The 15,303-nt window shown below is 65.3% G+C and carries 9 protein-coding genes; 2 read left to right on the top strand and 7 right to left on the bottom strand.

Features of this window, described 5'->3' with window-relative positions:
* Positions 1–64: 64 nt before the first annotated feature.
* Positions 65–2,218, bottom strand: coding sequence for a TonB-dependent siderophore receptor (locus tag IFT67_RS01010; protein ID WP_192144702.1), 2,154 nt, complete (start codon positions 2,216–2,218; stop codon positions 65–67).
* Between the two features lie 145 nt (positions 2,219–2,363).
* Between IFT67_RS01010 and IFT67_RS01005 the strand changes: the two genes are divergently transcribed.
* On the top strand, positions 2,364–2,714 hold the full coding sequence (locus IFT67_RS01005) for a hypothetical protein (protein ID WP_192144701.1): 351 nt from the start codon (positions 2,364–2,366) through the stop codon (positions 2,712–2,714).
* A gap of 317 nt (positions 2,715–3,031) precedes the next feature.
* On the opposite strand, the gene IFT67_RS01000 is transcribed toward IFT67_RS01005, so the two are convergent.
* From IFT67_RS01000 to IFT67_RS00975, 6 genes are all read right to left on the bottom strand, one after another.
* Positions 3,032–4,684 carry a Na+/H+ antiporter gene (locus tag IFT67_RS01000; protein WP_181321125.1) on the bottom strand — a complete coding sequence of 551 codons (1,653 nt, stop codon included), beginning with the start codon at positions 4,682–4,684 and terminating at the stop codon, positions 3,032–3,034.
* A gap of 75 nt (positions 4,685–4,759) precedes the next feature.
* On the bottom strand, positions 4,760–6,358 hold the full coding sequence (locus IFT67_RS00995) for a family 43 glycosylhydrolase (RefSeq protein ID WP_192144700.1): 1,599 nt from the start codon (positions 6,356–6,358) through the stop codon (positions 4,760–4,762).
* Entirely contained in the window at positions 6,355–7,665 is a 1,311-nt protein-coding gene (locus tag IFT67_RS00990) for a DUF885 family protein (RefSeq protein ID WP_192144699.1), read from the bottom strand. Before IFT67_RS00990 ends, IFT67_RS00995 begins: the two co-directional genes overlap by 4 nt.
* Before the next feature lie 265 nt (positions 7,666–7,930).
* Positions 7,931–11,755: a LamG-like jellyroll fold domain-containing protein gene (locus IFT67_RS00985; protein ID WP_192144698.1), complete on the bottom strand. Its 3,825-nt coding sequence runs from the start codon at positions 11,753–11,755 to the stop codon at positions 7,931–7,933.
* 100 nt (positions 11,756–11,855) lie between these two features.
* Complete coding sequence (locus IFT67_RS00980) at positions 11,856–13,184, bottom strand: MFS transporter (protein WP_192144697.1); 1,329 nt, start codon at positions 13,182–13,184, stop codon at positions 11,856–11,858.
* Between the two features lie 24 nt (positions 13,185–13,208).
* Positions 13,209–14,021 carry a 2-keto-4-pentenoate hydratase gene (locus tag IFT67_RS00975; RefSeq protein ID WP_192144696.1) on the bottom strand — a complete coding sequence of 271 codons (813 nt, stop codon included), beginning with the start codon at positions 14,019–14,021 and terminating at the stop codon, positions 13,209–13,211.
* A 149-nt stretch (positions 14,022–14,170) separates the two neighbouring features.
* Here IFT67_RS00975 and IFT67_RS00970 point away from each other — a divergent pair, with 149 nt between their 5' ends.
* Positions 14,171–15,211, top strand: a complete 1,041-nt coding sequence (locus tag IFT67_RS00970) for a LacI family DNA-binding transcriptional regulator (RefSeq protein WP_192144695.1) — start codon at positions 14,171–14,173, stop codon at positions 15,209–15,211.
* Positions 15,212–15,303: the final 92 nt, after the last annotated feature.

Below are 15,303 nucleotides of genomic sequence, written 5' to 3'. Positions count from 1 at the left end.
TAGCTATCGACGTTCCCAACCGATGTTGCTCTGCAACCTCGGTTGGGAACGTCGATAGCTTGGGTCAGAAACGATAGCCGATCGTCGCCTGTACCGTCCGGCGGTTGCCGTACCAGCACCAGTTGTAGTTGGCGAAGCACGACGTCAGATACTTCTTGTCGAAGATATTCGCGCCGTTGACCGCAAGGCTAAGGCCCCGCAGCGATGGCGCGAGCTTCTCTAAGTCATAACGGATCAGCGCATCATAGACCGTGTAGGACGGGCTGTTGCGACCGACGGTCTCGGTCGGCGTGACGCCTGCATAGACCTGGTCGACGTGACGCACCGCCCCGCCGATTGTCAGCCCTTCCAAGGCACTCACGGGCGGCGCCCAGTCGAGGCCTAGCGACGCTCCACCGCGCCCGACGGTTTCGAGGCCACGTCCGACGCGCGTTGGATCGTTTACGTCTTGCGTCACCTTCACGCGTTGACGGCTATAGGCAGCACGGGCGTTGAAGCCGTACGGCAGCGGCGCGCTACCCTCGAATTCCACGCCCTGCGAGCGGACCTTGCCGGTCTGCGTCGAGACCGAGAACGTCGGCGTCGAGGTCAGCACGTTGGTTTGGTCGATGCGGAACCACGCTCCCGAGAGCAGGATCTGCGTGCCCGGGATCGTGAATTTCGCGCCGGCCTCGAACTGCTTGCCGAGCGACGGATCGGCGATGCCGAACGATCCATCGGGACGGAGCACGGTACCTGCCTGCTGTTCAAACGACGTCGAATAGCTCGCATACGGCGCGAGGCCGAACGGCAGCGTGTAGAGCGCTGCGGCACGGTAGGTGAACTTCTCGTCGTGTTTCGCAGCGCCGCCGAACTGTTGCGCGCGCGCCCAGTCCTGTCGGCCGCTGAGCACCACGCGGAGCTCGCCGAGCGACATCTGATCCTGCGCGTAGAGGCCCTGCTGACGCTGGCGGGTCGCAATGTAGCCGCCGAACGGATTAGGCACCGCCGCTACGCTCTGCGGCGGGGATACCGTTCCGTACACCGGCGCAAAGCCGTTGATCGACGGTGCAGAACCAAAAGCGAAATCCTCGGTCGAGTGCGCGACTTGGCGATCAACGCCGAACAACAGCGTGTGCTGGACGGGACCGGTCTGGACTGAGCCGGTCAGCTGGTTGTCGAACGTCCAATTGTTGAGCTGCTCGCGCGTTGCATAGGATGCACGGCTATACGTCTGTTGGGTCGGATCGCTCGTATCGAGCGCCCCTGCGGTATAGATCAGCCCGAGCGCCGACTTTACATACTGATAGCGACCCGATGAGCGGAACGCCCAGCCGCCGCCGAAATCGTGGCGGAAGATGTAGGTGAGTGCCGCCTGCTCGCGGCTGAAGCGGTTGCCAGCCTCGCCTCCGTCGAATCTGGTCGGGAGCTTGCCGTTCGGATTGGCGAGTAGCGTTCCGCTGGCCGGAAACACGCCGTAGTCTCCGTTATACGGATCATGCGAATAGGCGCCGAGCAGGGTCAAGCTGGTCGAACTGCCCGCGCCTGCCGTCACGGCGCCCGAGATCGTCTGGCGTTCGCGCTTGCCGAACTTCTGCTGCGTGTCGGCGCCATTCGCGCTGCCGTTGATCCGCCAGAGAACGCCTTCGCCCGCTCGCCCGCCGATGTCGGCATCGACGCGGTAGAGATCGTAATTGCCGTAGGTGCCGCTGATCGCGCCGTAGAGCGCCTGATCGAGCGGGAGCTTGCTCGATTCCGCGACGAGGCCGCCGGGGCTCGACTGGCCGTACAATACCGATGCGGGCCCCTTGATCACTTCGATCCGGTCGAGACGTGAGACGTCGACCTGTGGCACGGCATAGCCCGACGGGCTGCCGAACTGCTTCAGGCCGTCGAGATAGACCGGCGCGTCGAAGCCGCGCAGCTTGAACTGGTCATAGACCTCGCCGCTCGACCCGCGCGTTTCGGGCGTCACACCTGCGACAAAGCGAAGCGCTTGGTTGAGGTTCTGCAAGCTGCGGCCTGCAATATCATCAGCGGTGATGACGGTAATCGACTGGGGCGTCTCGGCGAGGGGGGTATCGGTCTTGGTGCCCGACAACGCCTGAGTGCGCGCCTGCTGTGCGTTGACCACGATGACTCCCGATTCGTCATCGTTTTGCGCGGTCTGCGCATAGCCGGGTGCGACTGCGAGAGCGGCGGAACCCAGCAGGAAAGCGATGCCGAGACGATATGTCATGTGATACCCTTTACGTTACGCCGCCCCGCTAATGTTTCTGATAGTTATTATCAACAGCGAGTTGGCCCCTGAATTATTGAGCGGTTGCATCTGCGGCAATCTGGCAACACCTGTCTCGTCTCGAATGCGCAGGAGTCGAAGACGCGTGAAGAACCAGAAGGCAATGGCAGTCCAGATCGCGACCGCTGGAGACGAGGCGTGGTTCGACAAGAACCTCGACCGACGATTGCGACTGAGGAACATGGTCGCCGGGGAGTTCGACGACGTGGTCGGGCAGCCGCCGGTCGGCATGACATGGCGGACGATCGTCCTGGAAGCGCAGCCGGGTGCCCGGAGCCGTCAGGCGATTGCGTTGCCGATCGGTGTCGATGCCGATGCGCTGAGCGACACCGATCTTTTCGAGCTTTTCGTACAGGTGGCGCCGCCGGGTGCCCGCGCGATGATTGCGTCACTCCGCAAGGTCAAACTGCCCCAAGGCACAGGGACACGGCGCTGAAGACAGGTCACGGGCGGACGGACGCCGCAACGTACCTCGATTTCGGACAAGGCGAGGCGCAGACGTGATGGGCCGTGCTTCTCACCTCGGCATCTCCTGCTAGCTTGTCGTCAGCGATGCGCGGCCGAACGGCCGCCGCGTCCTCGGTGCCCTGCCCGGATACGAGAGTGTCGCACGGACGGGCAGGGCACCTCGTTCATACTAGATTCATGTTAAAGCGGCATAGCGCGCGTCAGAGGCATCGCCTAGTATCGCGTAACCTTCAGCGCCCCGCTGGTTTCAGTCACACGGACAAGCGGGGCGCTCAACGCCGGCCTTCAGTGCAGTACCTGACGTGACAGTCGGGCATCGGCCAAGTCGAGTTCGCGCCCCAATTGCTCCGCCAGTTCGACGCCGATCTCACGGCGGCGCGCCAGATCGAAGATTGCGTTGCGTTCGGCACGGACCGCAGCGAGGCGCATGTCGCGTTCGATCACGCCATCGCCATGCTGTGAACGATCTTCCGGCTGGGTCGAGAGGCTGTCGATCCGTTCGCGATACTGGTCCATCAGGCGCGCGGCGATATCGGTGAAGCGGTCGGGATCGTCGCGTCCCTCGGCCATCCGGTGCTGGACGCGGTCAAGTTCTGCGATCGCCGCGTTAGCCGCAACCAGCTTGGCCTGATCGCGCGCCGCGCCGACGCCGGTTTCGGGCGGCAGGCTTAGTCCGCGCAGGAGCAGCGGCAACCCTACCGCAGCGATCACGAGCGACGACAGGATAACACCCGACGCCAGGAAGATGACTAGGTCGCGCGCCGGGAACGGCGTCCCGTCGGCCATGCTCAATGGCAACGTCAGCGCGCCCGCCAGCGTGATCGCGCCGCGCGCGCCGGCGCAAGACATCGCGGCGATGATCCGGCGTGGCGGGCTCTCACCGGCGGCGGGGTCATTGCGACGTCGCGCGCGGAGCAGCGTGAACTGGAGCGATACCCAAACCCAACCGTAGCGCAGAATCGCCAGACCGGCGACGACCGCGACGACATAGACCGCAAGCCACCACGGGCTGACATGCCCCGTCGACGTCACGGTATCGCGCGCACGGACGAACACTTCGGGCAATTGTTCGCCGAGCAGCACGAAGATCACACCGTTCAGCGTGAACTGTAGCATGTCCCAGACCGCACGACGGCGGATACGCGTTCCGGCCGCGACCGCCGTCGTGGCATCAGTAAAGCTCATTGCGATCCCCGCGGCGGCGGCGGCGAGCACGCCCGACGCGTGAATGTGCTCGGCCAGCAGATAGGCGGCGAACGGGATCAGCAGGCTGACGAGGATATTCGATCCGGCTTCGTCACCGAACCGCCGCGCGAACGCACTCTTGGTCGCAACGATGCCGAGCGCGACACCGACGCCGATCGCCACGCCCGCAATCGCCATCCACGCGAAGGTCGCGGCGGCATCGGCGAACGAGAAGGTGCCGGTCAGCACGGCGGCGATCGCAAAGCGGACGCAGACCAGGCCGGACGCGTCGTTCAGCAACGCTTCGCCTTCGAGGATATGCATCATCCGCTTCGGGATCGGCGCGTTCTGCGCGACCGCCGAGACCGCGATAGGATCGGTCGGCGACACCACGGCTGCGAGCGCGAACGCGACCCCCAGCGGCATCGCCGGGATCAGCCAATGAATGAAGAGGCCCATGCCAAGGACGGTGAGGAAAACGAGGCCGAGCGCGAGCCCCAACACGGCGCCACGATCGCGGAAGAGTTCGTCCTTCGGGATCCTCCAGCCGTCCAGGAACAGGAGGGGCGGGACGAGCAGCAGGAAGAAGAGTTCGGGATCCAGTTCGACCCGGACGTGCGCGACCATGCCGATCAAGGCGCCGAGCGCGATCTGTACCAGCGGCCGGGGCAACGCCGAGGGCAGCATGCGCGAGACGATGCCGCTCACCACGACGGCGAGCAACAGGAACAGGCACAAGGTCACAATCTGCAAACCGGACTCCCCGAAGATTTGGACGCGCGGCAGGCACGCAGGCGCGCGATCGAGAGGACCGGCGAGTATCCAGTATCAGATAGCAGAGAACCGGAAATTTCGGAAGCGCGCTACGCCTTTTCCCGCTGCGTACAGTCCCGGTCGCAGCATCAGGAAACCGCCACGGACATTGTGGTGGTAGCCCGACACCTCCATCCCGCGATCGAACCGGTGCCAGGTCCGGCCGCCGTCGCCGCTGGTGTCGTACGTGACGATATGGCGATCGTTGGTGACGCGGATCCGCATCGAACGGCCGTGCGGGTTCGTGGGACGGCCACGTTCGGCGCCATATTGGTGCGTGACGAACCGGTCGCCGTCGAAGCCGAGCCCGCAATAGAGCTTGTCGTCGTAGAACAGGATCAACCCGGCGGTGGTGCCGGGATCGATCGCGACATCGCATTCGAATTGGTAGCGCGTGTCGCCGGCGATCAGCAGCAGCGGGGAGGAGTCGACGGGCGCACTACCGCTGGCGGCGAGCGTCAGGGTGTTGCCGGAGACAGACGCGCGTTTCGCCTCGTCGGGGCGGGGGCGGAAGAAGCTCCATTTCGTCCCGAGCGCGAGGGTCTCGAAATTGTCCGAGAGTATCTGGCCGTGCGGGACCGTGGTGCCGCCTTTCGGTTTCGCAAGCGGCTTCGACAGGTCGCCGCCCTTCATCCGGAACCAGCCATCGGCGGTCCACTCCACGGGATCGAGCAGCGTCTGGCGGCCGAGCGTCCAATAGCCGTTCTCGAACCCGTGATAGAGTGCCCACCAGTCGCCTGCCGGCCCTTCTACGAGCGAGGCGTGACCCCGCGACCACCAGCGTTCGGCGGTGTCGGTGGTGCGGACGATCGGGTTGGCGGGACAATCCTGCCAAGGGCCGTGGATCGAGCGGGAGCGCGCTGCGATCACCATATGCCCGGTCGGCGGTCCGGCGGTGCCGCCCACCGCGGTGATGAGGTAGAACCAGCCGCCGTGGCGGACGATCTTGGGCCCCTCCGGCGAGAACCCCTCGACGATCCAGTGCTCGGGATAGCGCCACGGATCATAGACGTGCTCGACCGCACCGACTGTCGAAAGGCCGTCGGCGGCGAGGCGGATGCGGTCCCCGCCCGACAGGAAGAGCCAGCGACTGCCGTCCTCGCCGACGATGTGGCACGGGTCGATATGCTTGTGCAGGCCAAGGTCTACCGGATCGCTCCACGGCCCTTCTATGCGATCTGCGTGGATCACCCAGATCGAGTTCGGCTCGGCTTTCACCGGGATATAGAGGAAATAGCGGCCGTCGTGCTTCTCAAGGCTGACCGCCCAGACCGATCCGATGTTGCGCGTGAGGGCCGGGCCGACCGGTTGCCAGTTCACCAGATCGCGCGAGTGCCAGATGACGAGCCCAGGATAGGAATCGAAACTGGAGAAAGTCATGTAATAGTCCGACCCGTCCTTCAGGATTGCGGGGTCGGGTCGGTCGCCGGCCATCACCGGGTTCAGGAAGCGGCCGTCGCCTAGATCGGCGATACGCTGGTTATCCAGACCGCGGCGCCAGTCGGGGGCGGCGGGCGTAGTCTTTGCTGCGGTACGGGCAGGTGCCTCGCCGGGAACGAGCAACGCGCCGGCTGCGCCGAGCGTGGTGAAGGCATCGCGTCGGGTGAAGGTCATGATGGGATCTTTCGGATATCATCGGTGCGCTGGCGACCGTGGACGAGCAGCGTGGTGTGATACGCGACCGGAGGTTTACCGCGCGCGGTATCGGCGATCGTGAGCCACGCCATCGCCTCGGCGACACGCGTGGCTGGTTCGAGCGGGATGCGCGCGAGTTCGACGTCGAACGGCGCGAAATACGCGGGTTCGCCCTGCCATTCGACGAGGCGCTCGCGGGCTTGTTCGATCGACCAGCCGTGGAGGTGGATGCCGAGATCGACGAGTGCGCGGGCGACGCGAAACAGGAGCCAGTGGATGTGGCCGAGCGCGTCGTGCGGGTCGGCATAGGCGCCGGCCTGTTCGGCGAGTTGCTCGGCGTAGATGCCCCAACCTTCGACGAACGCCGAGGCGTAGTCGATACGGAGCGAATGGGGCGGGGTGGCGCCTTCCAGACCAAGCTGGATCATGTGGCCGGGGAGCAATTCGTGCGCGACGACGCTGGGCAGCGTCCAGCGGGGGCGACGGCGGATGTCCTTCAGGTCGGCGACATAGGCGCCGGGGTGGGCTGGCGTCGGAACTTCGCGGTAGCCACCTCGGCCGGCAGCGATCTCTTGCGGGGACAGCGCGCGGGCGCTGGCGTTCAGACACCAGGGAGCGAGTGTACCGAATGCTGCCGGGATATGGGTTCGCGCCGTGGCGAGCATGCGGTTCATGTCGGTAATGGCTTCGGTCCGGCCCGCGTCGGTGTCCGGGTAAAGGAAGTGCTCGTCTCGCCAGAGTTCGGCGTAGCGTTCTGCGACCGTGCCGTTCGGCGCGCCGATTTGGTCGAACAGGTGCGTTGCGCGGGCGTGAAGGCGGTTCAGTTCGCTGAAGAGTCGGCGTTCGGCATAGGCCAGAGTCATGGTGCCGAGCGAGCGTTGGAGTTGCAGCGCGTACCAGTCCGCGCCGCCCCGGAACCGGCCGACGCCGGGGACGGAAGGGGCGGTGTCGCGCAGACTTTCGAGCGCGGCGATCTGTCGGTCGATCGCGGGGTTCGCAGGCGCGGATCGAAGCGCATCGACTGTGCGGTCGAGAGATAGGCGAGGAAGGATGATGCCGGCTTCGGCGTCGGCGAGGATCGCAGCGGTGTCCGCGTCGATCTTCGCTGGATCCGGACGCGGGGCCTTCCAGGCGCCGGTCGTCGGTGTGACGCGGTAAGGGCTGCGTCCGATGCGGCCGAAGGCGGACTGGGCGATAGCGGCGTCGATCTTGAGGCCGGCACGGGCGGTGGTCAGGTCTAGGCGGTCACCGGGTTGTAGGATGCTCGCGTCGAAGGAGGCTAGCACGCGGAGCGCTTCGTCTGGGTGGGTCGCGGCGGCGTCGTCGAGGGCTTGGCGTAGGGACGGGGTGGGTTGGGCACGCACGTTCGTAGCAAGGAAGGCTGATGCTCCCAGTCCAACGAGTACGCTTCTGCGGTCCGGAGTCATTCCCGATACCTACGTTCGCCCTGAGCGAAGTCGAAGGGTGTGCCCCAAGAAAAGGTGCTTCGACTTCGCTCAGCACGAACGGACTGGGGAGGGGGTGTAAGAATTACTGGTGTACGCGGGTTCATCATCGGAGCGGGACGCGGTTGTTGGCTTGGGTGATCTCCGGTTCGTCTCCGGCGAGCGCGACCTGCACGGTCAGCGTCGAGAGATCGACGCCGGATGGGATCGACAGCTTCACGATCACTGTCTTCGGCCGAAGATCGAGCGGGGCGGCTAGCGGGGAAATGCTCGCAGTGGCGACGATCCTCCCCGCCGCGTCGACCAGTTCCGCACGGCCGCCTTTCGCGTCCTTCGCACCGAGGCTGTGGACGGTGACCCTTACGCTCCGGCCGTTCACGACCACGTCGTCCGTGCCGATGCCAAGGTCGGCGCGCTCGTCGACCGGTGCGCCGGCCTCGATCAATGCGAAGTCGAACACCGTCGTCCCGGGTGCGAAGGAGACGTCGGTGCTTGCGCTGCGTTCGAGTGTCATGGCCCGCGCAGCCCCGATCGGCGCGAGCGTCTTGCCGCCGTCGGTGCTGCTCGAAGCCTGCATCGACCAGCGGCCTGCGGTGACGGTCCAGGTCGACATCGTCGCTTGCTGGGCGTGGTCGCTTGCGTTGTACGCGATCACGCGGAACTTCGTCGGCGTGGCGCCCGGCAGCAGGATTGCGACGCGCTCGGCCGCGCCCGGCTCGGCGAAGCGCCAGCTTACGGTATTGCCGGGCCAGCTCTGGTTGCGGCGGAGTGCGACGCCACCGAGGCGTTCGCGTTGCAGGATCTCGCTCGGCTGATCGACGCGGTCGCTCCACCAATGGCCCTCGGTGTACATGTCCATGTGCTGCGACTTGTCGGCGATGGCGTCGGCGTGGAGCGCTTCCAACAGCGTGGTGTCGCCCGTTGCGGCCCAGGCGGTGTAGCGGGCGAACGGGTCCTCAGACTTGCTAGCTGCCAGCTTGGCGCGCGCCGCGGCACCTTCGGGAAGCGCGTCGAACGCGTTCTCGTTGAACTCGGCCAGCGCGCCGGGACCGGCCTTCGCGAGCCGTGCCTTGATCGGTCGCAGGTATTTCTCGTCGCCGGTGTAGCGCCATGCTGCCCAACTCGCCTGCAACGACGTGGTGATGCCGCCGCCGTCGCCGGCGCGCTCGGCGTCGGTGCGCCAGTTGATCTCGTTGGGATAGCTCCAGCTGCCGTCCGGGCCCAGCTTGCCGTGCGCCATCCAGCCGTCGATCACGCCGGTGACGAGGCCGCGCGCGAGCGGGTTGGCATTGTAGAGGCCGACCAGCATCGGGCCGTGCATGACGGTGAAGGCATAGGGTTTCTGCCATTCCCACGCGCCTTCGCGGTACATTTTCCGCCCGCCATACCAGTTGCTGGCGAAGTGCATATGGCCGGCGGGGTTCCTGAGGATTACGGTTTGCAGAGCGCGCGTGTTATCCATCAGGCGCTCCACGGCCTTGGGTTCGCCCCAGTTGAGGTACAGCCGTTCGGCGTTGCTGTTCAGGCCCTCCTCGTACGCGTGCAGTTCGTCGGCTGTGATGTAGCCGAGCCCGTTCACGATCATACCGTTCTTGTAGACCGCGTCGGACAACGCCCGGAGCGAAGCGTTGATCTTGTCGGGCTCGACACCCATCAGCGCTAGGCCGGGCCATTGCTGCGTCAGGTCGGTATCGTCGGAAAGGCCGCCGCCGAAATCGCCATACGGAACCTGGCGTTCGTCGATCCACCACATGACGAACTGGCGGACTCGTTTCAGGTCCTCGAGTTGGCGGAAAGCCCATAGGGGGATGCCGGCGGGGGCGACAGGCTGGACGAAGTTTGGGAGGTTCTCAGGGCGATAATTGATGTCGGCCCAATAGGCGCGGGCGCGAGCCTTGTCGGGATCGACGCGGAGCAGGTCGGAGATGTCGGCGAAGAGGCGCTGGTAGAGGCCAGCGCGCTTCGACGCGGTGTGTTCCTCGACGAGAAAGCCCCAATTATCCTTCACCTGCGCCATGCGGTCGGCGACGTGTTCGGTGAGGGCGGCGGTGCGGGGTTTGAAGACGAGGCGGATCTTGGCACCGTTCAGCGCGGCGGCGTCGAAGTCGGGGGCGGCGCTGGCGATCGTCAAGTACAGGCTGTCGTTCGGCAGGATGCGGTCTCGCAGGTCGAGCCAGAGCGTGCGCGCTTCGTTCGGGCGGACCGAGACGGAGAGGTCGATCATGTCGCGGCCGGGCCAGATCGGGTCCTTAACACGAACGTTGAGCGCGATCAGGCCGGCGGCGTTGGGCTTGGCTGTCAGTGCGGGGATATCGATCGCGATGCCGTCGAGGCCGTCGTTGAGGTTCTGCCAGCCGTAGTCGAACGCGCGGGCAAGGGGGCGGTCGGGGAGTGCGTCGCCGAAGCTTGCCGGGATCAGGATGTGGACGATCGGGGCTGAGTCCGTGCGGCGGACGGGGGCGCCCGATGCGCCGCCTGTGCCTGCACCGACCGCGGCTTTGAGGCCGGCGGAGGGCATCGCGACGACGGTGCTGCGCTCGTCGGGGGCGAACCGGCCGGTGATGTAGGCGTTCAGGGGCGCGAGTGCTGCGAGGTTCGGCGATGCAGCCGCGTCGACGGTGTAGGAGAGCGTGAAGCTGCCGACGGGTTCCGCGCCCGCGCCGATGTCGTAGGCCCAGAGCTCCTGGATCGGCTGCTCCTGCATCGTGTTCGTAAAGCTGAGCACGCCGCCCGTGCGCAAGGCGAACTGGTCGACGCTGCGGACTACGCCTTGCGCGCGGGTGGCGATCTGGACGGGCTTTGTTCCGTCGCTCCAGTCTAGGCGGCCATATGCTGCGCCGCGGATCTCGACGCGATTGACGCGCTCGCCAGGGGGGATCGTCAGGTCATAGCGCTTGCCGCCTTCGACATAGGTGTTCCAGTCGGGCAGCTCGAAATAATCGTCGCGGCCAGGCAGGCGGGAGCGGTTGTAGACGCCGGGCCAGGTCGTCTCGGCGATCCCGTCGACGCCTTTCCACATCCATTGCTTCTGGTCCTTAGCGTCGGCGAACTCGACTTTTCGGACTCGGGTGACGGGGGTGTCGAGCACCGGTGGCGTGGACTTGTCCCAGCCGTAGCGGTGGAGCCATGCGGCGCGTCTGGCGGTCGGGTCGGTCGCGGAGGCGGGGGACGGTTCGCGTTTTTCCGCGAGCGATGCGACGTCGGTAGCGGCGAGCATGAGGTCATAGACGCGGATCTCGTCGAGGTCCGATCCGCGCATGAAATTGTAGCGGCTCTGCACTTGGTGCGGGGACATGACGCGGCCGGCTAGGCCGAACTGGTCGAGACCGCTGTCGAGGTCCGCCTTCTGGTCCTTCCGCGCGACCAGTTTGCCGTCGACGAAGAGTTGGACGCCGACGGTCTCGTCCCAAGCGAAGGCGATGTGTGACCATGCGTCAGCGGCTGGCGCTTGTGGGATCGTCCACGAGACGCGGATGCGCGAGAGGTTCGCGTCGGTCACGAAGGCGTCGAAACCGTGGCCGTTCCAGTCGACACGCAGGAATGCCATGTCCCAGCTCGAATGGTCGGCGAACCCGGTGCGAAAGATCACGAACGGGGCTTCGCCGACGGGTGTGCGGGCGCGCCAGAAGAAGGCGAGCGTGCCACGGTCCGCGCGAATGTTGCCGGGGGCTTTCCAGGCAACGTAGCCATCGTCCGCCCAGCGCGCTGCGCCGCCGATCGCACCGTCCGGGGTGATATCGACGCCGCTGCGGAAATTGGGGACGGGGTCGCCGGTGGCGTAGTCGGCGGTGAGGCTTTTGTCGGCGGAGGCGCGGAAGAGGAGGCCGGTCGCGTCCTGTGCGGCGGCGGGCGCGATACTGGCGACAGCCAGTGCGAGGACGGACGCCGTGGTGAAACGCTTCACTGCTCTCTCCTTAAGGCCAATCGGCATTGAGCGATTTGGCCAAGTGTTCGTCGTCCTAAACTTGTCCTCCCGCGAAGGCGGGGACCCAGTCTGGGCTCCCACCGTCGCGGGAGAACAAGGGCAGGCCTCAGTCCGCGTCCACTCTCGCCAACCTTGGCGACAGCAGATGAACGACGGTGATCGCGATCAGATACGTGCTGCCCGCGACTGCGAAGATCAGCGTGTAACTCCCCGTAGTCTGCAGGACATAGCCGGTGAACTTGGCCATCATCATGCCACCGATCGCGCCGACCGTCCCGCCGATCCCGACCACCGAACCGACCGCCCCCCGCGGGAACATATCCGACGGGATCGTGTAGAGGTTCGCCGAAAACGCCTGGTGCGCGGCCGTCGCCAGCCCGACGATCCCGACCGCGAGCCAGAGATTGTCGACATATTGCGCAAAGAAGATCGGCATCACCAGGAACGCGCACGCCAGCATCGTGATCTTCCGTGCGAAATTGGCGGAATAGCCACGCTTCATCAGTTTCGACGACGACCAGCCGCCCGCAACGCTGCCCACGTCGGAGAGGAGGTAGATCGCGACGAGCGGCGGTCCAAAGCTCTTGAGATCGAGATGATAGGTCTTGGCTAGGAAATCCGGCGTCCAGAACAGGAACAGCCACCAGATCGGGTCGATCAGGAATTTGCCCAGCGCGTACGCCCAGGTCTCGCGGTAACCGAGCAGCTTGAGCCAGCCGATCTTCTTCGCCGGGTCCGCCGGATCGCTCTCGATATGCGCAAGCTCGGCAGGCGAGAGCTTCGCCACTTCGCGCGGACGGCGATAGATCGCGATCCAGGCGACGAGCCAGATCAGGCTGATCGCGCCGGTGATGATGAACGCCATCCGCCAGCCGAATGCGATCGTGATGATCGGCACGATCAGCGGCGTGATCACCGCGCCGATGTTGGCGCCCGCGTTGAACACGCCGGTCGCAAACGCGCGCTCCTTGGCGGGGAACCATTCGGAGACGGCCTTGATGCCGGCTGGGAAATTGCCTGCCTCGCCGAGGCCGAGCACGACGCGTGCCGCCGAGAACTGGAACGCGTTGCCCGCAAACCCGCACAGCGTATGCCCGAGCGTCCAGATCACGAACGCCACCGAATAGCCGATCCGCGCTCCAAGCACGTCGACGATCCGGCCAAAACTCAGATAGCCGATCGCATAGGCCGCCTGAAACCAGAAGATCACGTCGGCATAAGTCGTCTCGTTCCAGCCGAGTTCGGCGGAAATCGTCGGCTTCAACACGCCGATCATCTGGCGATCGACATAGTTTATCGCAGTCGCGGCAAACAACAGGCTGCAGATCAGCCAGCGATACCGGCCGATATTGCCGCCGATGCCATTTACGTTCGTTTCATTTGCTCCGGCCCCATTCGCGCCTGCCGTGCCTTCCGGCATGTCCATCGTTGCCATTGGACTCTCTCCTAAAAGCAGCCTCTAGCGGGCCTTGATGGTGCAATGGACGGCGAACCGTCCGTCAAAGCGCGCCTCGACCCGGTCGCCTATCGCGACCGGATGGACGCCGGTAACGGCCCCGGTCGAGACCCACTGCCCGGATGACAACGCGATCCCACGCGCGGCCATGTGCTCGAGCAGATACCGAACCGCACCAAATGGCCCGTCGAGCATCGTCGCACTCGTCGCGGCCCCGATCAAGGCATCGTTGATCCAGAGCTCGACCGGCCAGCCGTTGATATCGCCATCGCGCCATCCCGCAGCATCCGCGCCGATCACTAGCCCGTTGTTGTTACCGAAATCGGACACCGTGACGGTAGGGCCAAGCGCGTTGATGCCGGGGAAGGGCGAACTGGCGATCTCGATCCCGACATGAACCGCGTCGACCATCGCGCGTGCCTCGGCCATCGTATAGTGCGTCTTGGCGGGATCAGGCGCGGTGCCGATCCGCAGCAGGAACTCAGCCTCCGCCGCGGCGAACCCGTCCGCAAACACCGGCATCGCCACGGGATCGCCCGCCGCTGGATCATCAGTTGGCGTGACGATCTGATCGGCGAAGATCGGGCCGGTGAGGCGGTCGACCCCGTCGAGTGGCGGGTTGATGCGCCCGACCTTCCACCCCGCGACGATGCCATCGGCCAGGAGAAGCGCGGCGTCCTGCACCGCATACCCCTCGCGCAACGTAGCAGGCACGGCGCCCGGAAATTCCGGAACGGCGGCGCCGCTACGCCGTGCATCGACGAAAGTACGGGCGATATGCCGGATATTGTCGGTCGTGTCGGGCTGTGCCGCCAAGAACCCCTCCTGTAATAGCGTTAATCTGCTTTGTCCCGAGCGTATGGGAAACCGGTGTCATTGACAAGCAGCCGTCCTTTTTATTGCAAGAACAGGGTTTGCCGACGGTGAGACTGGTCGATCCGATGTCTCGCGGCTATGCCGAGCCAATGCAGAAAACCGGCCAGCCTACGATCAACGACGTGGCGCGGATCGCCGGCGTCTCGAAGAAGACGGTGAGCCGGGTGATCAACCGATCGCCATTGCTCAACGACGATACGCGCAAGCGAGTCGAGGATGTCATCGGCGAGCTCGGCTATATTCCCAACCCGCAGGCACGCGCGCTGGCGCTCAGGCGTAATTTCCTGATCGGGCTGGTGCACGACAATCCCAATGCACAGACCGTGCTGAACGTGCAGCAGGGCATGCTCGAGGCACTTCACGGGACCGAATTCGAGATGGTCGTCCGTCCGCTCGATCGCGGCTCTGCGACGATGCTCGATGATCTGCGGCACTTCCTGGAGCGCCAAAGGCTGTTCGGGGTGCTGCTGATGCCGCCGGTGAGCGAGAACGACTCGGTGGCGGCGCTGTGCGACGTGATCGGCTGTCGCTACGTGCGGATGGGCTCGGCCGTGATCGACGACAACGATCACATGGTTGCGTCGAACGACCGGGAGGCGGTGCGGATCGCGACGGAGTATCTGATCGCACAAGGGCATCGCCGGATCGGCCTGGTCGCAGGCCCGCACGGCTTCCGGTCGGCACGCGAACGGCGTCTCGGGTTCGAGGACGCCTTGGCCGCAGCCGGGATCGCGCTGCCCCGCAGCATGATCGCGGATGGCAACTACACGTTCGAGTCGGGGCTGGCCGCCGCCGAACGCCTGCTCGACCTGATGCCACGGCCGACCGCGATCTTCTCGTCCAACGACGAGATGGCCGCGGGCATCATTCACGCCGCCCGCCAGCGTGGTCTGGATATCCCGCATGATCTGTCGATCGTCGGCTTCGACGATACGCCGATCGCCGCGCATGTCTGGCCACCCTTGACGACGGTGCGCTGGCCGATCGCCTCGATGGCACGGTCCGCCGCGTTGAAGCTGATCGCCGGTGTCGACGATGGTAACGATCTCGTCGAGGAGCCGTCCTTGTTCCTGTCGACGCTCATCCGACGTGGTTCGGTGGCACCGCCGGCGGAGCCCGACGCGGCATGATCGCACCGCCGCTTTGCGGTTGCGTCGAAAACTGACACCGGTTACCAGATGGTCGACAGGCCGCGCAAAAGCGGTTCGAACCTTGGGAAGTG

This window comes from Sphingomonas sp. CFBP 13728, assembly GCF_014841895.1.
Classification (GTDB): domain Bacteria; phylum Pseudomonadota; class Alphaproteobacteria; order Sphingomonadales; family Sphingomonadaceae; genus Sphingomonas.
This window is presented reverse-complemented; position numbering and strand designations above follow the sequence as displayed.